General features: G+C 61.7%; 19 protein-coding genes. 11 read left to right on the forward strand and 8 right to left on the reverse strand.

What is annotated here, in order from left to right:
• The first annotated feature begins 25 nt into the window (after nt 1-25).
• From AC1DLV_RS16495 to AC1DLV_RS16510, 4 genes are all read left to right on the forward strand, one after another.
• On the forward strand, nt 26-1,036 hold the full coding sequence (locus AC1DLV_RS16495) for a methyltransferase (protein ID WP_476800879.1): 1,011 nt from the start codon (nt 26-28) through the stop codon (nt 1,034-1,036).
• A gap of 104 nt (nt 1,037-1,140) precedes the next feature.
• Nucleotides 1,141-2,094 carry an ABC transporter substrate-binding protein gene (locus tag AC1DLV_RS16500; RefSeq protein WP_476800878.1) on the forward strand — a complete coding sequence of 318 codons (954 nt, stop codon included), beginning with the start codon at nt 1,141-1,143 and terminating at the stop codon, nt 2,092-2,094.
• Nucleotides 2,095-2,124: 30 nt separating this feature from the next.
• Nucleotides 2,125-2,802, forward strand: a complete 678-nt coding sequence (locus AC1DLV_RS16505; RefSeq protein ID WP_476800877.1) for a L,D-transpeptidase — start codon at nt 2,125-2,127, stop codon at nt 2,800-2,802.
• Between the two features lie 45 nt (nt 2,803-2,847).
• Nucleotides 2,848-3,156 (forward strand): hypothetical protein, encoded by a 309-nt coding sequence (locus tag AC1DLV_RS16510; protein ID WP_476800876.1) that lies wholly within the window; start codon nt 2,848-2,850, stop codon nt 3,154-3,156.
• Nucleotides 3,157-3,181: 25 nt separating this feature from the next.
• Here AC1DLV_RS16510 and AC1DLV_RS16515 read toward each other — a convergent pair whose 3' ends face one another.
• Nucleotides 3,182-4,510, reverse strand: coding sequence for a DNA polymerase IV (locus AC1DLV_RS16515; protein ID WP_476800875.1), 1,329 nt, complete (start codon nt 4,508-4,510; stop codon nt 3,182-3,184).
• Nucleotides 4,511-4,576: 66 nt separating this feature from the next.
• Between AC1DLV_RS16515 and AC1DLV_RS16520 the strand changes: the two genes are divergently transcribed.
• Nucleotides 4,577-5,152 (forward strand): GNAT family N-acetyltransferase, encoded by a 576-nt coding sequence (locus AC1DLV_RS16520; protein ID WP_476800874.1) that lies wholly within the window; start codon nt 4,577-4,579, stop codon nt 5,150-5,152.
• A gap of 4 nt (nt 5,153-5,156) precedes the next feature.
• On the opposite strand, the gene AC1DLV_RS16525 is transcribed toward AC1DLV_RS16520, so the two are convergent.
• Both AC1DLV_RS16525 and AC1DLV_RS16530 read right to left on the reverse strand, forming a co-directional pair.
• Entirely contained in the window at nt 5,157-5,699 is a 543-nt protein-coding gene (locus tag AC1DLV_RS16525; protein ID WP_476801030.1) for a DUF924 family protein, read from the reverse strand.
• A gap of 5 nt (nt 5,700-5,704) precedes the next feature.
• Nucleotides 5,705-7,561 carry a monovalent cation:proton antiporter-2 (CPA2) family protein gene (locus tag AC1DLV_RS16530; protein WP_476800873.1) on the reverse strand — a complete coding sequence of 619 codons (1,857 nt, stop codon included), beginning with the start codon at nt 7,559-7,561 and terminating at the stop codon, nt 5,705-5,707.
• A 266-nt stretch (nt 7,562-7,827) separates the two neighbouring features.
• On the opposite strand from AC1DLV_RS16530, the gene AC1DLV_RS16535 reads away from it, so the two are divergent.
• Entirely contained in the window at nt 7,828-8,094 is a 267-nt protein-coding gene (locus AC1DLV_RS16535) for a hypothetical protein (protein ID WP_476800872.1), read from the forward strand.
• Nucleotides 8,095-8,162: 68 nt separating this feature from the next.
• Here AC1DLV_RS16535 and AC1DLV_RS16540 read toward each other — a convergent pair whose 3' ends face one another.
• The 4 genes from AC1DLV_RS16540 to AC1DLV_RS16555 all read right to left on the reverse strand — a co-directional run bounded on the left by AC1DLV_RS16540 (nt 8,163) and on the right by AC1DLV_RS16555 (nt 11,918).
• A complete protein-coding gene (locus tag AC1DLV_RS16540; RefSeq protein ID WP_476801029.1) occupies nt 8,163-8,681 on the reverse strand; it encodes a hypothetical protein in 519 nt (172 codons plus the stop codon).
• Nucleotides 8,682-8,789: 108 nt separating this feature from the next.
• The gene (locus AC1DLV_RS16545; RefSeq protein ID WP_476800871.1) at nt 8,790-9,878 is read right to left on the reverse strand and encodes a YcjF family protein; all 1,089 of its coding nucleotides are present in this window, start codon (nt 9,876-9,878) and stop codon (nt 8,790-8,792) included.
• Nucleotides 9,875-11,347 carry a YcjX family GTP-binding protein gene (locus tag AC1DLV_RS16550; RefSeq protein WP_476800870.1) on the reverse strand — a complete coding sequence of 491 codons (1,473 nt, stop codon included), beginning with the start codon at nt 11,345-11,347 and terminating at the stop codon, nt 9,875-9,877. Before AC1DLV_RS16550 ends, AC1DLV_RS16545 begins: the two co-directional genes overlap by 4 nt.
• A gap of 67 nt (nt 11,348-11,414) precedes the next feature.
• On the reverse strand, nt 11,415-11,918 hold the full coding sequence (locus AC1DLV_RS16555; protein WP_476800869.1) for a SixA phosphatase family protein: 504 nt from the start codon (nt 11,916-11,918) through the stop codon (nt 11,415-11,417).
• A gap of 245 nt (nt 11,919-12,163) precedes the next feature.
• On the opposite strand from AC1DLV_RS16555, the gene dksA reads away from it, so the two are divergent.
• A complete protein-coding gene (gene dksA / locus AC1DLV_RS16560; protein WP_476784386.1) occupies nt 12,164-12,580 on the forward strand; it encodes an RNA polymerase-binding protein DksA in 417 nt (138 codons plus the stop codon).
• A gap of 69 nt (nt 12,581-12,649) precedes the next feature.
• On the opposite strand, the gene AC1DLV_RS16565 is transcribed toward dksA, so the two are convergent.
• Complete coding sequence (locus tag AC1DLV_RS16565) at nt 12,650-13,384, reverse strand: hypothetical protein (RefSeq protein WP_476800868.1); 735 nt, start codon at nt 13,382-13,384, stop codon at nt 12,650-12,652.
• Nucleotides 13,385-13,593: 209 nt separating this feature from the next.
• Between AC1DLV_RS16565 and cckA the strand changes: the two genes are divergently transcribed.
• From cckA to AC1DLV_RS16585, 4 genes are all read left to right on the forward strand, one after another.
• Nucleotides 13,594-16,185, forward strand: coding sequence for a cell cycle histidine kinase CckA (gene cckA, locus AC1DLV_RS16570; protein ID WP_476800867.1), 2,592 nt, complete (start codon nt 13,594-13,596; stop codon nt 16,183-16,185).
• Nucleotides 16,186-16,292: 107 nt separating this feature from the next.
• A complete protein-coding gene (deoD, locus tag AC1DLV_RS16575; protein WP_476800866.1) occupies nt 16,293-17,045 on the forward strand; it encodes a purine-nucleoside phosphorylase in 753 nt (250 codons plus the stop codon).
• Between the two features lie 189 nt (nt 17,046-17,234).
• Entirely contained in the window at nt 17,235-17,411 is a 177-nt protein-coding gene (locus AC1DLV_RS16580; protein ID WP_214385806.1) for a hypothetical protein, read from the forward strand.
• Nucleotides 17,412-17,744: 333 nt separating this feature from the next.
• Nucleotides 17,745-19,100 carry a DEAD/DEAH box helicase gene (locus tag AC1DLV_RS16585; RefSeq protein ID WP_476836188.1) on the forward strand — a complete coding sequence of 452 codons (1,356 nt, stop codon included), beginning with the start codon at nt 17,745-17,747 and terminating at the stop codon, nt 19,098-19,100.
• Nucleotides 19,101-19,137: the final 37 nt, after the last annotated feature.

A 19,137-nucleotide genomic window follows, 5' to 3' on the forward strand; every position in this document is an offset into this window, starting at 1 on the left:
TCATGTTTTAAGCCGGAGTATCGTCATGGACGAGAATGCCGCCGCCAATCAACTCCTGCAGATGGTCAATGGCTATCAGGTGTCCCAGGCAATCTGCGTTGCAGCAGCACTGAGCATCGCTGATCAGCTGAAAGACGGTGGCCGTACAAGCGACGATCTCGCCGCGGCAACGCAGTGCCATCCGCAGGCGCTTTACCGGCTGCTGCGCGCACTTGCTTCGGTTGGCGTCTTGCACGAAGGAGATGATCGTCGTTTCTCGCTGACCGCGCTTGGGTCGGGCCTGCGCTCCGATGCGCCGCAATCTGTTGCGCCTTGGGCGCGCCTTGTCGAAAGATCCTATTATCGGCAGGCGTGGAGTGACTTGCTGCATAGCGTGCGCACGGGTGAGAACGCTTTCCATCATGCGCACGGCATGGGTGTCTGGCGGTATCGGGCGGAGCATCCCGAGGAGTCGGTGATCTTTGACCGGGCCATGACCGCGTTGTCTCGCCTGGTGACCGATGCGGTGCTTGCCGCCTATGATTTCAGCCCCTTCGAGGTCGTCATGGATGTTGGCGGCGGGCAGGGCGCGCTTCTCGCCAAAATACTTTCCCAAAATCATGCTCAAAGAGGCATCCTGTTTGACCAGCAGCAGGTGGTTGCCGGTGCGCTTCCTACGCTTCAGGCCGCCTCGGTCGCGGATCGGTGTCAAATTGTCGGCGGTGATTTCTTTGCGGCGGTGCCCGATGGAGCAGACGCACAGCTCATGAAATCGGTCCTGCATGACTGGGACGACGAGCGATCCGTCGCAATCCTGAAAAGCTGCCGCCGCGCGTTGCGGCCAGGCGGCAAGCTGCTGGTACTGGAGGCGGTGTTGGCTCCGCCCAACGCGGGCGCGGGCGCAAAGTTCGCCGACCTCAATATGCTGGTGGCGCCCGGAGGGCAGGAGAGGACTGCCGAAGAATTTGCGAAACTCTTCAACGCCTCCGGCTTCAGGTTGGCACGAACGATCGATGCCGGTCCGCGCATCAGCATCATCGAAGGTGAGCCTATCTGAAGCCATCGATTTTTCTCGCCTACCGATTGTGGCGGAACTCGGCTTGACTTGGCCTTGATAAGAATAAATCCTGCCTGTCAGCGGAAACGAAGCAGGCGGACGATATGAAGCCCCTATTGCGTGGTGTCTGCATTACAACTGCGATCTTCGCAGGAGCCCTCCAGGCGTCGGCTGCCGATCTGGTCGTGGCGATGCCCAATTGGCCTTCCGGACAGGCGTCCGCAAACATCATCAAGGCCGCGCTGGAAAAATCCCTTCAGGTCAAGGTCGACGTCCAGGAGATGGGGACGATGATCGCCTTCACCGGCATGGATTCAGGGGCGGTCGATGTTTACCCTGAAGTGTGGCAACCGAATTTCGACCAGCTCATCCAGAGATTCAGCACCGAACGCGGAACCGTTCATCTCAGCTCGCGCAACGTGGCGGCGACCCAAGGGCTTTGCGTCACGCAGAAGACCTATGACGATTTTGGCATTCACGATGTCGCCGACCTGAAGGATCCCGCCAAGGCCAAGGTTTTCGACACCGATGGCGACGGCAAGGGCGAGATGTGGATCGGCGCGCGCGGTTGGCTGTCGACCGATGTCGAGCGCATTCACGCCAAGAGCTACGGCTATGCGGACACCATGACGCTGCTCGAAATGCCTGAGGAAGTGGCCATGTCGGCTGTCGACGCCGCGGCCGCGACCGACAAGCCGATCGTTTTCTACTGCTACAGCCCGCATCACGTGTTCGAGCTTCATCAGCTCAAGAAGCTCAGCGAGCCGCCTTTCGATGTAGCGAAATGGAACATCGTATTGCAGGCGGACGATCCGATGTGGCTGTCGAAGTCAGACGCGCCCGTGGCTTGGAAGCCGTCAAGTTTCAGCGTCGCTTATGCAACGTCCCTGTCCAAACGCTTGCCGCAGGTCGCCAAATTCCTCGACAATATTGATTTCACCGCCGACGAGGTGACCGCGATGAGTTACGCCATCGAAGTCGAACGGCAGGATCCGGCGAAGTTTGCGGAGCAATGGGTGGCGAGCCACGAGGATCGCGTCAAGGCATGGTTGCAGTAGGCCGGACAACGGCAAACGGGGACAAGCTCAATGACAGGCATATCGCGTCTAGGTGGAAAGATAGGTCAGGCCGTTGCACTTTCCGTCGCTCTCGGACTGGGCACCACACTGGCACTGGCCGATCAGACGCAGATATTCGACCCCAAGACGCATAAATGGATCAATTACGATCGCAAGAAGGCGCGGCAATACTACGCCGCGCATGGCCAGGTTCCCGACGCTTTCCGCCGACAGGTCGTAGACTTCCGCACTGCCGAGAAGCCAGGAACGATCATCATCGATGGCAACCAGCACTTCCTCTATCTCGTGCTGCCTGGACTCAAGGCCGTGCGCTACGGCATCGGCGTTGGCCGCGATGGTTTCGGCTGGGCCGGCATCGTGCGTGTCGGGCGTATGGCCGAATGGCCGACCTGGACGCCACCGGCCGAGATGGTGGCGCGTGATCCGAACGCCGTGAAATTCGCTGGCGGCATGCCCGGCGGTCCCGACAATCCGCTCGGTGCGCGCGCGCTCTATCTCTACCAGGGCGATCAGGACACCATCTACCGCATCCACGGCACACCCGAACCCTGGACGATTGGACTCGACGTTTCGTCCGGCTGCATCCGTATGAACAATGACGACATCGTCGACCTGTACTCGCAGGTCCAGGTCGGGGCAAAGGTCGTGGTGCTGATGCAGGGGGCTGCGCTCTACAAGGGGGTGTAAGCGCCGTCATCTCATAACAATAAGCACGTCGAATGAGGGGATATCATGCGAACAGCTTTTTTTGCCGGAACTGGCTTGCTGATCGGCCTTGCGGTCACGGGCTGCTCCTCCACCGCACCCGAGCCGCAGAACATGGCACGGACAACTGTGCAGACAGCACCGGCGGACCTCCAACTGACTTGTGCCACCGCAACGGCAACACAGGCCGGCGTCGACAGCAGCAAAGTGCTGCCCGTGGGCTCGTCCACGCTCGACGCCACCAGATATCAGGTCGAACTCAATGCATCGGGCCAACGCTATACATGCGTGGTCGACAACATGGGCGTCGTGAGCTCGGTGCAGAAGGCAGCTTGAGCAGGGCTAAATCGGGTCACGGTGATTACTCTTCCAGCGGCTCGGGCGGATGGGCGTTTCGGCCCTTGCCGAACGTATAGCCTGTCTCGACGGCCGTTCTGCCGAACTTGTTGCGCAAGGCGTCCATGGCGCCTTCGGCCAGGGCACGCTTGCGCGACTGGGTGTCGACAAGATCGGGCGGATCGGCGCGTTCATCGTCCGACAGGTCGCTGACGCCAATGCCGAGCAGGCGATATTTGGTGCCGTCGGTCTCTTTCTCCAGCAATTGCATTCCGGTTTGGAAGATGCGGTCGGCAAGCCGTGTTGGATCGGCGAGCTGGCGGTTGCGTGTTCTTGTCTTGAAGTCTTGCGTCTTGAGTTTGAGCACGACCGTGCGGCCGGCGATGTTCGCTTTCTTCAGCCGGGCCGAGACTTTCTCCGACAGTGCCCGCAGCACCGGTACCAGGTCCGCCGACGAGGCGAGGTCACTGTCAAAGGTGGTTTCGGCAGAAACGCTCTTGGCCTCTTGGTCGGGCGAAACCTGCCTATCGTCCTGGCCGCGCGACAGGTGGAAGAGCCGGCTGCCCATTGTGCCGTAACGGCGCATCAGGTCGCCGCGATCCATCCTCTGCAGTTGGCCGATGGAACGGATGCCGTCGCTTTCAAGCGTCGCAGCAAACGCCTTGCCTACCCCCCAGATCATCGTCACCGGCTGTTGCGCCAGGAAGCCGACCGCCTCGGCTTCGCCGATGACGGAAAATCCGCGGGGCTTGCGGAAGTCCGAGGCGATCTTGGCGAGGAATTTGCAGTAGGACAACCCGGCGGAGACGGTGATGCCGATCTCCTTTTCCACCGTGATTGCAAAGCGGGCGAGCACCAGCGCCGGCGGCAGGCCATGCAGCCGCTCGGTGCCGTTGAGGTCGAGGAAGGCCTCATCGATGGAGATCGGCTCGACCAGCGGTGTCAGCGCCTGCATCATCGAACGCACCTCGCGCCCGACGCGGACATATTTTTCCATGTCTGGGCTGACGACGACGGCCTCGGGGCAAGCCTCCAGCGCCTTGAACATCGGCATGGCCGAGCGCACGCCATGGATGCGGGCGATGTAGCAGCAGGTCGAGACCACGCCGCGCTTGCCACCGCCGATGATGACGGGTTTGTCCTTCAGGTCAGGGTTGTCGCGCTTTTCCACTGCGGCGTAGAAGGCATCGCAGTCGATATGGGCGAGATGCAGCTTGTAGAGTTCGGGATGGCGCAGCAGGCGCGGGCTGCCGCAGGCATGACAACGCGGCCCCGCGCCACGCTGAAGGGCAAGGCAGTCGCGGCAGAAACCGTGGCTGGGATCGTTGACAGGCATTGCCTTCACTGCGAACATAAAGAGAACAATCGCGATATTATGTCAGCTGTCCCGCCGGGACAAGGCGTGTGACGGAGCTATGCCATGACTATTGCCATCTCGCCGTTGACGCCCGATCTGTGGCCGCATTTCGAGGAGTTGTTTGGCAAGCAGGGCGCCTGCTACGGCTGCTGGTGCACCTATTTCAGGTTGCCGCCGGCAGCACGCCGAGAAAACAATCGCGAGAGCAACAAGGATCACATCAAGGCGCGCATCGAGTCTGGCCCGCCGCCGGGTCTGCTTGCTTTCGAAGATAATGAGGCGAGCGGCTGGATGCAGATCGGCCCGCGCGCCGACGTGCCGGAATTCAACAATGCGGGCAGGGGCTCGGCACCGTTTGAGCCGGGCGATGCCAGCGACCCGCTAGTTTGGGCGATTTCGTGTTTTTTCATCCGCAAAACAGCGCGTGGCCAGGGGCTGACCCATCGACTTGTCGATGCTGGCATCGCATTCGCGCGACAATCGGGCGCGCGTGTTGTTGAAGCGTGCCCGATGGACCAGTCGAAGGATTCGCGCTCGGTTGGACTGTTCGTCGGCTCGACGCGGGTGTTCGAAAAGGCCGGCTTTGCCCGCGCTGTGGAACGGCGCCCCGGCCGCCCCTTGATGCGCCTGGCGCTTTGAAGCCTCAGCCGGAAAAGCCGCCCGCTTCCAGGAACGTCAGCTCCTGCTCGCTCGATTCGCGGCCGAGGAGGAAGTTGCGGTGCGGGAAGCGGCCGAAACGCGCGACGATATCGCGATGGCCGATGGCATGCTTCAGGTAATCGCCACCAAGGGCTGTCGAGCGTTCGAGCGGGATGTCGTGGTCGGCCAGCGCCTCGGAATGCGAGAACGGCAGGTAAAAGAATACTCGGATCGGCGCTTCGGTGGCGAGGTCATGGCCATCGGCAATCGCCTTGCGCGCGAAATGGCGGGCCAGAGGGTCGGTGGCATACATATGGCCGCTGCCCCGGAAGCAATTGCGCGGAAACTGGTCGAGCAGGATCATCAGCGCCAGCGCACCTTCGGCATCTTTTGCCCAGTCATCGCACTGGCGCTTGGCTGCGGCCAGGTGCAAGTCGCCGAAGCGGCTGCGGAAGCCATCGTCAAACGCCGCGTCCTTGCGGAACCAGCCGTCGGGGCCGGCATCGCGCCAGTAGGCGACCACTTCAGTTGCGCGCTGCCTGTCCATCATCTTCAGTTCCTCTCCGTCGTTTCCGTTGCCTTCTTGGCGATCATGCTCGCGGCTTCCTCATTGAGCGCCTTGGCGGTGCGGCGCGGCGGTGTCAGCGGCGTCGGCACCGGACCGGGAATGTTGCCCTGCAGATAGTCGCGTCCGGATTGAATGTCGCCTGCGATCTGCATTTCCAGCCGCGCCGCATCGCGGTTTCGCACCTCTTCGATCACCTCGGCGACATCGTCTGGATCTTCGCCAAGCTTTTCGAGCGTGGCGCCACCAAAGACGATCGCCGATTCGAAGGTCTCGCGCAGTTGGTAGTCGACGCCAGCACGAATGAGCTGGATCGCTGTGCCGCGGTCATAGGCGCGGGCCAGTACGGGCACCAGCGGGAACTCTGCAGCCAGGTTTTCGGCGATGCGGACCGCGGTGTCTTCCTTATCGACGCAAATCAGTACGGCACGCGCACGCCCCGCACCCGCCGCGTGCAGGATATCGAGCCGGGTGCCGTCGCCATAGTAGATCTTGAAGCCGAAATCGGCCGCCGCCTGGATCATCTCGACGTCGTTGTCGATGATGGAAACGTCGACGCCGCGCAACAAAAGTGGTTGGCTGGCGATCTGGCCAAAACGCCCGAAGCCGATGACCAGCACGGTGCCGCTGAGTTCAGCTGCCACGTCGACGTCTTCGAGCGACTGTTCGTCCTTAGGCGTGAATCGGCGCAACATCATGATCGCCAGCGGGGTCAGCACCATCGAAATGATGATGATGGCGGTAAGCACCGCATTGGCTTCGCCGTCGATGATGCCGACCGCAAGCGCCGAGGAATAAAGGACAAAGGCGAATTCGCCGCCCTGCGCCATGATCACCGCGCGCTCCAGAGCCTCGCGGTGCCCTGATCTGAGGAAGCGGGCAACGATGTAGATGCCGAGGCCCTTCATCAGCATGTAGACGACGACGTAGAGTGCGATCAGCTGCCAGTTCGCGACGACCACCATAAGGTCGAGCGACATGCCAACGGCAATGAAGAACATGCCGAGCAGGATGCCGCGGAATGGCTCGACGTCGGCCTCGAGCTGATGTCGGAAGGTCGATTCGGACAGCAGAACGCCGGCGAGGAAGGCGCCCATCGCCATGGATAGGCCGCTCAACTGCATGGCAAGTGCCGACCCGAGCACGACCAGCAGAGCTGCGGCGGTCATGACCTCGCGAGCGCGCGATTCGGCGAGAACGCGAAACAGCGGGTTGAGCAAATAGCGCCCGGCGATCACCAGGCCGGTAATCGCCGCAATGCCGATGCCGATCTCGGTGAGCCTACCGGCCCAGCCGGTGCCTGCGTCATTTGCCGCCACAGGCGCGAGGAAGGCCACAAGCGCCAGCAGCGGCACGATGGCAAGGTCTTCGAGCAGAAGAATCGAGACCATGCGCTGGCCCTTGGGCGTCGACATCTCGCCGCGCTCATCGAGCAGTTGCATGACGATTGCCGTGGACGTCAGCACAAATCCGGCGCCAGCGACGAAGGATTGAGAGACTGAAAAGCCGCCCGCAAGCCCGACCGCGGTCAGCAAAAGCGCGCAAATGCCGACCTGGAGCGCGCCAAGCCCGAAGATTTCGCGGCGCAGCCCCCACAGTCTGGATGGCTGCATTTCGAGACCGATGATGAACAGGAACATCACCACGCCAAGCTCGGCGACATGCAGGATGGTCTCGGATTCCGAGAAAACGCCGATGCCGAACGGGCCGATGATCACGCCGGCGGTGAGATAGCCAAGGATCGAGCCGAGGCCGAGGCGCTTGAAGATGGGAACAGCAACGACGCCCGCTGCGAGCAACGCCACCACCGGAACCAGGTCAACACCCGATGCTTCTGCTGCCATGCGCCTTGTCGATCCTTATGCATGCGGCAGCCGGCCGCTTTGGCGGAAAGGGCCAAGATAGGTGCTTCGAGGGCTGCCGAACAGCCCGCCCATCCAATCGAATCGCCGGGTTGCGAAATGATTTGCTCGACGTTTGGCGCGTCAGTCTTTGGCCGCACAACTTGCCATTGCGTCTGACATGTCATGCCGCTATGGCGGGCGTGGTTTCGATCAGCGGAGGTCGAAAAGATGCCGGCATTTCCTGCCGGTTGCGAGGAAAGACTGACATGAGAAATATTCTGCTTGCCGTTCTTGGCGTTGCTGCACTTGGCCTTTCGGCCTGCTCGAAGGCGCCGGAATGCACCGCCGAGGTCATGGCCAAGAAGGGCCAGGAAGTGGCAACAGCGCTTCAGGAAGCCATCACCAAGGATCCGGCCAAGGCAGCCGAGCTGTCTGCCAAGGTGACGGAAGTTGCATCCAAGTTCACCGGCGCGACAACTTCGGCGGACGCCTGCAAGGCCTATGACGATCTGCTGACGGCCATCAAGGGCTGATTCTTCAGCTTCAAAAAAGAAAGGGCGGCACCTCAGGTGTCGCCCTTTTTCGTTGGAGGAGGAAACGATCAGTTCTTGGCGATGGCGCCGACCGCCGTGCCGTCGACACGCGACAGCTTCATGCCGATCACCGGCACCAGCTGCTTTTCGACACGCACTGAAATGGTGACATGCATCGAATTGTCGTCCGGCACGCGCGCCTGCATCACGCCGTTGAGCTGATTTCGGTTGATCGCAAGCACGACCTTGCGGCCATCGACGACGCTGCCGGAAACGATGTCGAGGCCTTTGCCTTCCGAGCCGTCGAGGAATTTGCCGCTATAGCCGCTGCGGCCCTTCTGCTCGATGGTTGCCGACATCTTCTGGGTGAACACGCCGACGCGGCAGCCGCCGTCGAGCGACATGCCGACCTTGCCGTCCGGTGTCGAGCCGGTGAAATTGCAGGTGAATTTCGTTCCCTTGTATTTGCCAGCGACGATCTCGCCCGGGCCGACCCATTCGCCTTGGACCGACTTGAAGAACGTCTTGTCGCGTTCAGGTGCCTTGACCATGTCCGCGTGCACGACGGATGGCAGCGCCACGGCCATGGCAGGCAGGACAGCGGACAACAACAAGCGCTTCATGGGCACACCCGACAGCAGGAAACTGGAACAATTGATTGCTAGGACCATGACCAAGAATGGTTAATGCTTCGTCTATTTGGCCTTTTCAGTGCCCTTGTCCTTGGTCGCGAATGTGGTGAGCGCGGCGAGGAAATCGCCCATGCCGGGACGCTTTATCGCGGCAAAGGGCAGGGGGCGCGCGGTCTCCATCGCAGCGATGCCGATACGCGCCGTCATCATGCCGTTGACCACGCCTTCGCCGAGCTTTGCCGAAAGTTTCGCAGCCAGGCCGTGGCCGACCAATTGCTGGACGAAACTGTCGCCGACGGCGATCGAGCCGGTGACTGCGAGGTGGGCAAGCGCTGCGCGGGCAAGCCGGAAGAAGCCGAGCGTGCCAGGGCGTCCGCCGTATAGCTCGGCCAGCCGGCGGATCAGGCGGCCGGCCTCGAACACGACATAAGCGATGTCGACCAATGCGCGCGGGCTGACCGCCGTCACCAGCGACACGCGTTTGGCGGCGTCCAGGATCAGGATCTTTGCCTGTGCATCGAGCGGTGTCAGAATCTCGGTTTCAGCGAGCCGCACGAGATCAGCGCCATCGATCACGTCGCCACGCAGGTCCGCAAGTGTGCGCCTCCCGGCTGCCGTTTCAGGCTTCGACGCCAAAAGATTCGACAATTCATCGACGACATTGCGCGCCAAGCCCGGGTCATTGCGCTCGATGGCATCGGTTGCCCGGTTACGCAGCCGCTCGACTGAAGCGAGGCGGAAGACGGCAAGAAGCTCGCGAACAAGGATGACGAGTAACGCAAACGCCGCGATACCAGCGGCGCCTATGGCGAGCCAACCGAGCCAATCGGCGCGGGTGAACAGGTCGCGGATCAGCCGGTCGGTCCAAAGGCCGACACCGAGCGAAATCAAAACACCTGCTGCGGCAAGAAAGATCGTGCCGAGGCGGGACTTGCGCTTGGGCGCAGTTGCCGGCGGCGGTTCGGCAGCAGCGATGTTGGGTTCGTCAAACACATCGAATTCGGCCGGTGTGACAATCGCAGCCTCGGCGGCGAGCGCGCGCGGCTTGCGTTCGGCAGGCTGGGACACTTGCGCCTTCTTGCTCGCAGCCACGTCGTGCACGGTGATTTCCGGTTCGATGCGGAACGCCGCAGGCTTTCGGGGAGCGCTCATGCGAGGTGATCTCCGATGAGGAACTGCAGGGCGCGGTCAAGCCGGATATGCGGCAGCGACAGTGTCACGCCTTCGGCCGTGCGCTCGAGCCGGGGTGGGCGGAAGCGCACGAAGCGGATCGTCGGGTCGTTCGCGTCCTGGCGGTGATTGGTGCCAAAATCCTGGAACACGACATCGGCTTTTTCGGGTAAGTCACCGGGAAATATGGCGGTTTCGGTATTGCCGTCAAAACGGTCCTTGCCGATGGTCTCACCCTCGATCGGCGTGCCGATGATGACTGGCAATGTCTCTCGACCTTGCTTGACAGTACCCTCGCGCGTGGCGCGCACTGCGGCAAGTGCGAGAACGTCGACTTCGGCGCCTGAGAGATTGGCGCGTGCAACGGCACGATCGGTCAGCCGCCGGACGATCGACTGCAGCTTGTCATGGCTTTCATGGTGCAGATGATCGGCCTTGGTCGCAGCGACCAGGATGCGGTCGATGCGGCGCGAAAACAGGTCGGTGAACAGGTTGCCGCGACCGGGACGGAAACAGGCCAGGATTTCCGTCACCGCGCGTTCGAGGTCGGCGATGGCGCCAGGCCCCGCATTCAGCGCCTGCATCGCATCGATCAGCACGATTTGCCGGTCGAGGCGGGCAATGTGCTCGCGGAAGAACGGCTTTACCACATGGGTCTTGTAGGCCTCGTAGCGCCGCTCCATCATCGCATGCAGCGAACCGGGGCGCGCGCGCTGGGTGAGGCCAGGCAGCGGTGCAAATGTCAGCGCCGGCGAGCCTTCGAGGTCGCCCGGCATCAGGAAGCGTCCCGGCGGCAGCGTCGACAGTGCGCGCTCGTCATCCTTGCATGCCTTGAGATAGGCGGCAAAACTCTCGAACAGGCGCCGCGCCGTCATCTCGTCGGCGTCCGCTTCGGGTTTCACCGTGGCTGCAAGCTCGCGCCAGCCTTCCGACAGGTCTGCCCGAACCGGCAAACCTGCGAGCTCAAACGCCTCCCTGGAGAAGTCGTCATAACTCTTGCCCAGCAGCGGCAAGTCGAGCAGCCATTCGCCGGGGTAGTCGACGAGGTCGACCGACAGCTTTCCCGCTGAAAACATGCGGTTCCAGCCCGAAGCCGATTCAAATTCGATGGTCAGCCTGAGTTCCGATATGGCGCGGGTCGAGTCCGGCCAGATACGCTGGTCGACAAGCGCTCCGACATGATCCTCATACTGGAAACGGGGCACCGCGTCGTCGGGTTGCTCTTCGAGGAAGGCGCGCGAAATACGGCCCGACTTCTGCGCTTCAAACAGCGGCAACCGTCCGCCATGGATCAGATTGTGCACAAAGGCCGTGATGAACACGGTCTTGCCAGCGCGCGAAAGGCCGGTGACGCCAAGCCGCAGCGAAGGCGCAAACATACCTGTGGCACGGCCGGAAAGCGTGTCGAGGGCAATGCGCGCCTCGTCGGTGAAAGTGGTCAGAGACGCCAATCGTCGATCCCCATGAGGTCGCGTCGGATATAGGTGGCGCCGACGGGATTTGAAATGGCGTGCGATTTCAAAGATCGGCCGGCGTGAGGAAAGCTTCGAGATAACCTTGGCCAAGCTCGGCGGTGGAAAGCTCGCCTTCGAACCGAACCACGGCTAGCCCCGACGTGGGAAAACCTGTTTGCAGCGTATGCATCGCAGCCTCGTCGCCGTCGCCTGAAACGGCCATTGCAAGATCCTCCATCATCGGATTGTGACCGATGATGAGGACAGAACCGTGCCGGCCATTTTCCCGGATTTTCTCGAGATACCCGGCGGCGTCCGCACTGTAGAGATCGTCAGTGAAAACCACCCGTCCGGTATCAGCGTGGCCGGCGATACCCTCCAGGGTCTCGCGGGCGCGTAGAGCATTGGAGCAGAGCGTCAGTTCGGGAACATAGCCATTGGCGCGCATCGCCCTGCCGGTCGCCTCGGCATCCGCGACGCCGGTGGCGTCGAGCGGACGGTCGAAATCCCTGACGCCGGGCAGCGCCCAGCCAGCCTTGGCGTGCCTGAGAAGATAGAGCTTGCTCAAATGTCGCTCCCGGGAAGCTCAAGCTCCCGACGAGCCTGTGCCAACAGCCATCTGAGGATGTAGCCAAGCGCTAGGCACCTTGCAACCGGACGATGCCGTTCTTCGTTGCTTGTGCAGGAGAGTTGCGCTCTTGCCACGCCCGAATCACGACGCGCAGGCCTGCGACAACTTTTCTAGGAATGCACTTGTGTGAGGGTTGACCCGCGAATATATAGGCGGCGAAACGGGGTTATCGGGTGAGTCGAATGAACGATACCGTTACACTTGGTTACGTACCCTCTGAGGAGGAGCCGTTCATGAGCGAACGGCAGAAGTCTTACTTCAGAGCTAAGTTGATTGCCTGGAAGAACGACATCTTCCGCGAAGCTCGCGAAACACTCGAAATACTCCAGCAGGAAAATGCCAACCACCCGGATCTTGCCGATCGCGCATCATCCGAGACGGACCGCGCCATCGAACTTCGAGCGCGCGACCGTCAACGCAAGTTGATCTCCAAGATCGACTCGGCGCTGCAGAGAATTGACGAGGGAACCTACGGCTATTGCGAGGAGACTGGCGAACCGATCTCGCTGAAGCGACTGGACGCACGTCCGATCGCCACGCTGTCGATCGAAGCTCAGGAACGTCATGAGCGCCGCGAAAAAGTCTATCGAGACGACTGATCGCGGAATATCGAAGCAATGAAAAAGGCGGCCTCGGCCGCCTTTTTTGCGTGTGCTGTCCGGTGGCGCCTATCGCTTGTGGCTCGAAAGCTCGCAGAGCAGTTTCGCCATTTCATCGTCGAGTGACGGATCGGCAACCTTGATCGCCTTGGCCTGAGGTTTGTCGTCGAGCGACACCTCGAGCTCCTTCATCAGCGTATCGTCGATGGCGTCGCGAGGTGGCGCCGCCGCAGGCATGGGTGCCTGCCGCACCGGCGCGGAATGGCTGGGTTGGACATATGCCTGGGGCACTGTGTTTGGCGTGGGCTGAGGTGCTGGTGAAACTGGCATCCTGGGCGGAGCAGGGCGCGGCTGCGCTGGGGCAGGGGCGGGTTGCTGCTGTTGCGGCCTGGCTGGTGCTTGCGGGGCCGGCTGAGGGACTGCCTGTTGTACAGGTGCTGGCTGGCGTGGTCTCGGCGGCGCGTCCTGCCCACCCTCGCTGCCTGTCAATGCAGGGCGGCGCGGTGCACTCATGCGGATGTCTGTTTCGATCACGACGTCGGTTGGGCCGCCGATCAGCAGCAAATGTTCGATGTCGTCACGGCGCACCAGTACCAGTCGCCTTTGGCTGTCGACGGCAGTTGCGTCCATGACGGCGAGGCGGGTCTTCCTGTTCCTGCCACCGGCAACGAAGGTGCCGAAGGTCAGGCTGCGGATCAGCTTGACGATGACAAGCACGATGACGAGCAACACCAGCGCGGCAAAGGTCCACAGCACCGCCGCCGCATATCCGGGTCCCGCTACGTTATCCAGCCATTCGAACATGTCTTACCCCCGTCGCCGCGCCGGGGCGACACTAACTCTTAGCTAGCGCGCACGGCAAGTTGCCATTCACGCGTTACAGGCAAGATTTAAGCTAAGCGCATGATCTTGCCCCGGGCTTGCACCGCCTTTTTGTGTCTAGGCCTTTTCCCGGTAAGGAGAATGTGATTCAACCGCTTCCTTATGAGGGAGCCGGAGAGACTCGCAGGGGCATGGCCAAAGAAACGCGCAACGATTTCTATCCGGTTCCGATCGTGGATCAGGCGGCGCGCCCCGATGCCATCACCCGGCTGATCATCTTCATCGTCGTTCTGACCGGCGCTGCCATCGTTTTTGGAATCTTTCGCGAGCGCCTCGGTGACCCATTCCTGATGGGCATGCTTGGCGTGCTCGCCATGATCGGCGTTGGCTATCTTTTCGCGACCGCGATCGGCTTTGTCCAGATTTCCCCACGCTCGCCTTCAGATGGACTTTCCAAGGCTTTTGTCGATTCCATGTCGCAGGGCCTTGTCGTAACCGATGCCAAGGGCCGTGTCGTTTACGCCAACCGCGCATATGCCGACATGACGGGCGCGACCACGGCGTCGGACCTGAAGACTGTCGAAGGGTTGCTCTCGGACGTGACCGAGGCGTCGGCGACCATCTCGCAGCTGGCGTCCGGCTTGCGTGACGGCCAGCCGGGCGACGGCGAATTCCGCCTCGCGCAATCCGTTCGCCCAGGTGCTGCGCCCGGCGCACGCTGGTACCGGGTTCGAGCGCGCGCCTTCAACGTGCCTGGCCAGCGTCAGCCACTAAACGCCTGGCAGCTCGCCGATATTTCGCCGGAGAGAGCGGAGCAGGAGCGGTTCTTCCTCGACCTGCAGCAGGCCATCGACCATCTCGACCACGCCCCGGCTGGATTCTTCTCGGCTGACCAGGATGGTCGCATTACTTATGTCAACGCGACGCTGGCTGAGTGGCTCGGCATCGACCTTGCAAGTTTTACGCCTGGAGCCATCAGCCTGGACGAGGTCGTCGCCGGCGACGGCATGGCCCTTGTGCGTTCGGTCAAGGCCGATCCGGGTACGACGCGCAATGCGGTGATCGACCTCGATCTCGCAACGATCAACGGCGAGGCTTTGCCGGTGCGCTTCATGCATCGCGTCTCGGCCAGTCGCGAAGGCATCAACGGCCCGACGCGGACGATTGTGCTCAACCGCACCCAGGGCGAGGATTCGTCGGCGCAGCTGCGCGCTTCGGAAGTGCGCTTCACCCGCTTTTTCAATTCCACGCCGATGGCGATTGCCGGTGTCGACCACAATGGCCGCATCCTGCGCACCAATGCGCCGTTCCTGTCGCTGTTTTCGTCGGTGGTCGACCGCGACGCCGTGGATCGGAAGGTGCGTCTCGACACGGTCATCCACGACCGCGACCGAGCCGCTTTTGCTGCGGCCCTCCAAAGGGCGCATCAGCGCCAGGCGGATATTGCCCCCATCGACACGGTGATGCCGGACAATGAGGAGCGCCATATGCGCTTCTACGTCAACGCGGTGGCTGACGGTTCTGATGCCGAGGGTGCCGAAGAGGCCGCGATCGTCTACGCCGTCGAGACGACCGAGCAGAAGGCGCTCGAAAACCAGATGGCCCAGAGCCAGAAGATGCAGGCCGTGGGGCAGCTTGCAGGTGGCATCGCTCACGACTTCAACAATGTGCTGACCGCCATCATCATGGCGTCGGACCTTTTGCTGACCAATCACCGCCCGTCGGATCCGTCCTTCCCCGACATCATGAACATCAAGCAGAACGCCAACCGCGCCGCTTCGCTAGTCAGGCAGCTTCTGGCGTTCTCGCGCAAGCAGACGCTTCGTCCGGAAGTACTCAATCTCACCGACGTTCTCGCCGATCTGCGTACTCTCGTGGCGCGCCTTGTCGGCAACGGCATCAAGCTCAAGGTCGACCACGGCCGCGACCTGTGGCCGGTCCGCGCCGATATAGGCCAGCTCGAACAGGTGGTGGTCAATCTCGCGGTCAACGCGCGTGATGCGATGCCAGCAGGCGGTGACCTGGTGATACGCACCAAGAACGTGCCGGCCGAAGAGAGCAAGGCTTATGGTTATCGCGAGTTGGTGGCAGGCGACTACGTGGTGATAGAGGTCGAGGATACCGGTAGCGGCATCGCGCCCGAGGTGTTGAAGAAGATATTCGAACCATTCTTCACCACCAAGGAAGTCGGCAAAGGCACCGGCCTGGGCCTGTCGATGGTCTACGGCATCATCAAGCAGACCGGCGGGTTCATCTATTGCGACTCCGAAGTCGGCAAGGGCACCGTATTCCGCATCTTCCTGCCGCGGCATGTCGTAAAGCCACAGTCGGTGGAGGAAGCCAAAGCTGGCGCCGAGGCAGCAGCACTTGCCAAATCGGAAGCCGCACCGAGCAATGTCGCCAAGGATCTTTCCGGTTCGGCGACCGTTCTTTTGGTCGAAGACGAGGATGCTGTGCGCATGGGCGGGGTGAGGGCGCTGACCTCGCGCGGCTACACCGTTCACGAAGCATCGTCCGGCGTCGAGGCGCTCGAGATATTCGATGAGCTCCAAGGCCAGATCGACATCGTCGTTTCGGATGTGGTGATGCCCGAGATGGACGGGCCGACGCTGCTCGGTGAGCTGCGCAAGCGCCAGCCGGATATCAAGTTCGTGTTCGTTTCCGGTTATGCCGAAGATGCCTTTGCCAGAAACCTGCCCGCTGACGCGCAGTTCGGCTTCCTGCCCAAGCCGTTCTCGCTCAAGCAGCTGGCAACGGTCGTCAAAGAGGTGCTTGAAAGCTAGAGGCAGCGCAGCTACGCTGCGTTCAGGTCTGCCCGACCTGTTGAACCGCTTCCCCGCAGGCATTTATGATGCCATCATGTCGGCAAGCGCGTCGTCGGGGTGGACATATGCAGACAACGCCGCACAACGAAGCAAGACGAGGTGACTACGCCGAGGCCGTTCTGTTGCCCGGCGATCCTCAGCGCGCGGAATGGATTGCCGCCACTTTCCTTGAAGACGTCAGATGCGTAAACCGGCTGCGCGGTGCGCTGGGCTACACAGGCAGATTCCGCGGTATGCCGGTAAGCGTGCAGACGACCGGAATAGGTGCGCCCTCGCTTGCCATCTATGCGCATGAACTGCTTGAGACCTACGGCGTAAAGACGCTGATCCGTGTCGGCACCTGCGGTGGCCTGGCCGAACACGTCAAGCTGCGCAGCCTGGTCATCTCGCAATCCTCCAGCAGCGACAGCGCCATCAATCGCCAGTTTTTCGGCGTCTATGATTACGCGCCGAGCGCTGATTTCGAGTTGCTGCGCCGCGCGGCGGCGCGGGCAGCGGAATTGGCGCTCGATCATCATGTCGGCCAAACGGCATCGAGCGACGTGTTTTACCATCCTGACGTACTTGGGCGATTTGCCGGAGTGCGAGCCCATGGCGCGGTGGCGGTCGATATGGAGACCAACGCGCTTTACACTGTCGCCGCCCGCTTTCGTGCAAAGGCACTATCGATCTGTACCGTGGTCGACAGTCTGGTGACTGGCGAGGAGACGGATCCGGCCGAGCGGCAGGGGCTATTCTCCGACATGGTGCGGCTCGCACTCGATGTCGCAACTGGCATGCCTTCCGCGGCGGCCGGGCCGGATACCACTCGGCGCTAGCGCGGTTCTGCGCCCATGCTAACATTGCTGCGGCCTTGTGAGTCGGCCGCTTTTCCCGTGTCTCCCCGATCGAAGAATGGAATCGCCGGCCGCGCCGGCAAGTTCCGCGCAAGCTGCGATCCGTACTTCTGATTGGGCGTTCTGGTCTGTGTTCATTGCGTATGGGCAATCGGACGAAGGGACAGCCTGATGGAACAGTTTGTCGAGGAAAGCATGAAGAGGCGTCTGACCGAACCGGTCGACATACTCACCGCAGTCAGCATATTGAAATCGCACGGCTATTGGGGGGATGAGCTGATCATTGCGATTACCAGGATATTCTATGTCGACCTGGACACTTTCAACGAGGTTGTCGGCACCGCCTGAAGCAGATCGATGTCAGAATGTTCGATTTGCCATGTTGCATTGCAGCATGGCGGGCTTGCAATTTGTTGCCAAATCATCCATATGCGGCGTTATAGGCGCTTGAGCCGGGCTTACGGCTTTCTCCCTAAGAGAGACTGGTTGCGTCTGTTTTCACCCTTTCCGGCAACGGAAGGCGGCGAAATAGACCCGCAGGCATGAGGCCAGCGGGCACGACAGCGCAGCCGAGCGGACGGTCGTCCGCCGCCTTGTCGTTTCATGAGAGATTTAGGCCGGCAGGTTGCGCCCTGCCGCCATTGTTGTTTGTGGCGGAAAGCCACACGAAAGAAGAAGATATTGACGAATGAAATCAATGCGGAGCTGAACGGCTTCGCCAAACTCGGCATTACCGGCGCTCTGCTCAAGGCTACCCAGCTTGCGGGCTTCACCGAGCCCAAGCCGATCCAGGTCGAATCCATTCCGGCTCAGCTGGCTGGCCGCGACATTCTCGGCATCGCGCAGACCGGTTCGGGCAAGACCGCAGCGTTTTCGCTGCCGATCCTGTCCAAGATCGTTGCGCTTGGTACCAAGCGCCGGCCCAAGACGGCGCGCGCACTGATCCTTGCACCGACGCGTGAACTCGCCGTGCAGATCGAAGACACCATCAAGATTCTGGCCAAGGGCGCGCATATCTCGACAGCCCTGGTTCTCGGCGGCGTGTCGCGCTTCTCTCAGGTCAAGAAGATCGCCCCGGGCGTCGACGTCTTGATCGCCACCCCCGGCCGCTTGACCGATCTCGTCCGTGAGGGCGACCTCGTGCTGGCCGATACCCAGTGGCTGGTCCTCGACGAGGCCGACCGCATGCTCGACATGGGCTTCATCAACGACGTCAAGCGCATCGCCAAGGCGACGGCGCGCAACCGTCAGACTGCCCTGTTTTCGGCAACCATGCCGGCCGAGATCGCCGAGCTGGCGCAGGGTCTGCTCAAGGATCCCATTCGTGTCGAAGTTGCGCCGCAGAGCACGACCGCGGCTGAAATCCGCCAAAGCATCATTTTGGCCCGCACCAAGCAGAAACGTCAGATCCTGGCAAAGATGCTTGCCGATGAGGCCATGACCTCGGTCCTGGTCTTTGCCCGCACCAAGCATGGCGCCGACCGTGTGGTGAAGGATCTGGATCGCGACGGCTTTCCCGCCGCCGTCATCCACGGCAACAAGTCACAGAATGCGCGTCAGGCAGCACTCAACGGCTTCCGCGCTGGCAAGGTCCGCATCCTCGTTGCCACCGACATCGCCGCACGCGGTATCGACGTGCCTGGCATCAGCCATGTCGTGAACTTCGACCTGCCTGACGAAGCCGAAAGCTATGTCCACCGTATCGGTCGTACCGGCCGTAACGGCGCCAACGGCGTCGCGGTCACGCTGGTCGACCCCTCGGAAAACTCCAAGTTGAGGCAGGTCGAGCGCATCATCCGCATGAAGCTGACCATCGACGCGGACCATCTTGGCGAGCCCGATCCGGCTCGTCCGGCCGGTGAGCGCAACTTTGTGCCGGCCAACGACCGTGGTGACCGCGAGGAACGCCGACCCAGCGGTCAGCGCCCGCGTGGCAACAATGGCGGCAAGCCCAAGGGCGATCGTCCGAATGGCGCGGCACCCAAGGGCGGCAAGCGTCGCTTTGGCGCACGCAAGCCGAACACGCGCGCAGCGTAATCGGCAGCAGATCGGGCCGGCTTGGTCCGTTTGTTGA

This window comes from Aminobacter sp. 01T433 (assembly GCF_056398585.1).

Excerpts from the sequence above, each read along its gene's own strand:
- AC1DLV_RS16495 (WP_476800879.1), top strand. The coding sequence starts at position 26 with ATGGACGAGAATGCCGCCGCCAATCAACTCCTGCAGATGGTCAATGGC.
- AC1DLV_RS16500 (WP_476800878.1), top strand. The coding sequence starts at position 1,141 with ATGAAGCCCCTATTGCGTGGTGTCTGCATTACAACTGCGATCTTCGCA.
- AC1DLV_RS16505 (WP_476800877.1), top strand. The coding sequence starts at position 2,125 with ATGACAGGCATATCGCGTCTAGGTGGAAAGATAGGTCAGGCCGTTGCA.
- AC1DLV_RS16510 (WP_476800876.1), top strand. The coding sequence starts at position 2,848 with ATGCGAACAGCTTTTTTTGCCGGAACTGGCTTGCTGATCGGCCTTGCG.
- AC1DLV_RS16515 (WP_476800875.1), bottom strand. The coding sequence starts at position 4,510 with ATGTTCGCAGTGAAGGCAATGCCTGTCAACGATCCCAGCCACGGTTTC.
- AC1DLV_RS16520 (WP_476800874.1), top strand. The coding sequence starts at position 4,577 with ATGACTATTGCCATCTCGCCGTTGACGCCCGATCTGTGGCCGCATTTC.
- AC1DLV_RS16525 (WP_476801030.1), bottom strand. The coding sequence starts at position 5,699 with ATGGACAGGCAGCGCGCAACTGAAGTGGTCGCCTACTGGCGCGATGCC.
- AC1DLV_RS16530 (WP_476800873.1), bottom strand. The coding sequence starts at position 7,561 with ATGGCAGCAGAAGCATCGGGTGTTGACCTGGTTCCGGTGGTGGCGTTG.
- AC1DLV_RS16535 (WP_476800872.1), top strand. The coding sequence starts at position 7,828 with ATGAGAAATATTCTGCTTGCCGTTCTTGGCGTTGCTGCACTTGGCCTT.
- AC1DLV_RS16540 (WP_476801029.1), bottom strand. The coding sequence starts at position 8,681 with ATGGCCGTGGCGCTGCCATCCGTCGTGCACGCGGACATGGTCAAGGCA.
- AC1DLV_RS16545 (WP_476800871.1), bottom strand. The coding sequence starts at position 9,878 with ATGAGCGCTCCCCGAAAGCCTGCGGCGTTCCGCATCGAACCGGAAATC.
- dksA (WP_476784386.1), top strand. The coding sequence starts at position 12,164 with ATGAACGATACCGTTACACTTGGTTACGTACCCTCTGAGGAGGAGCCG.
- AC1DLV_RS16565 (WP_476800868.1), bottom strand. The coding sequence starts at position 13,384 with ATGTTCGAATGGCTGGATAACGTAGCGGGACCCGGATATGCGGCGGCG.
- cckA (WP_476800867.1), top strand. The coding sequence starts at position 13,594 with ATGGCCAAAGAAACGCGCAACGATTTCTATCCGGTTCCGATCGTGGAT.
- deoD (WP_476800866.1), top strand. The coding sequence starts at position 16,293 with ATGCAGACAACGCCGCACAACGAAGCAAGACGAGGTGACTACGCCGAG.
- AC1DLV_RS16580 (WP_214385806.1), top strand. The coding sequence starts at position 17,235 with ATGGAACAGTTTGTCGAGGAAAGCATGAAGAGGCGTCTGACCGAACCG.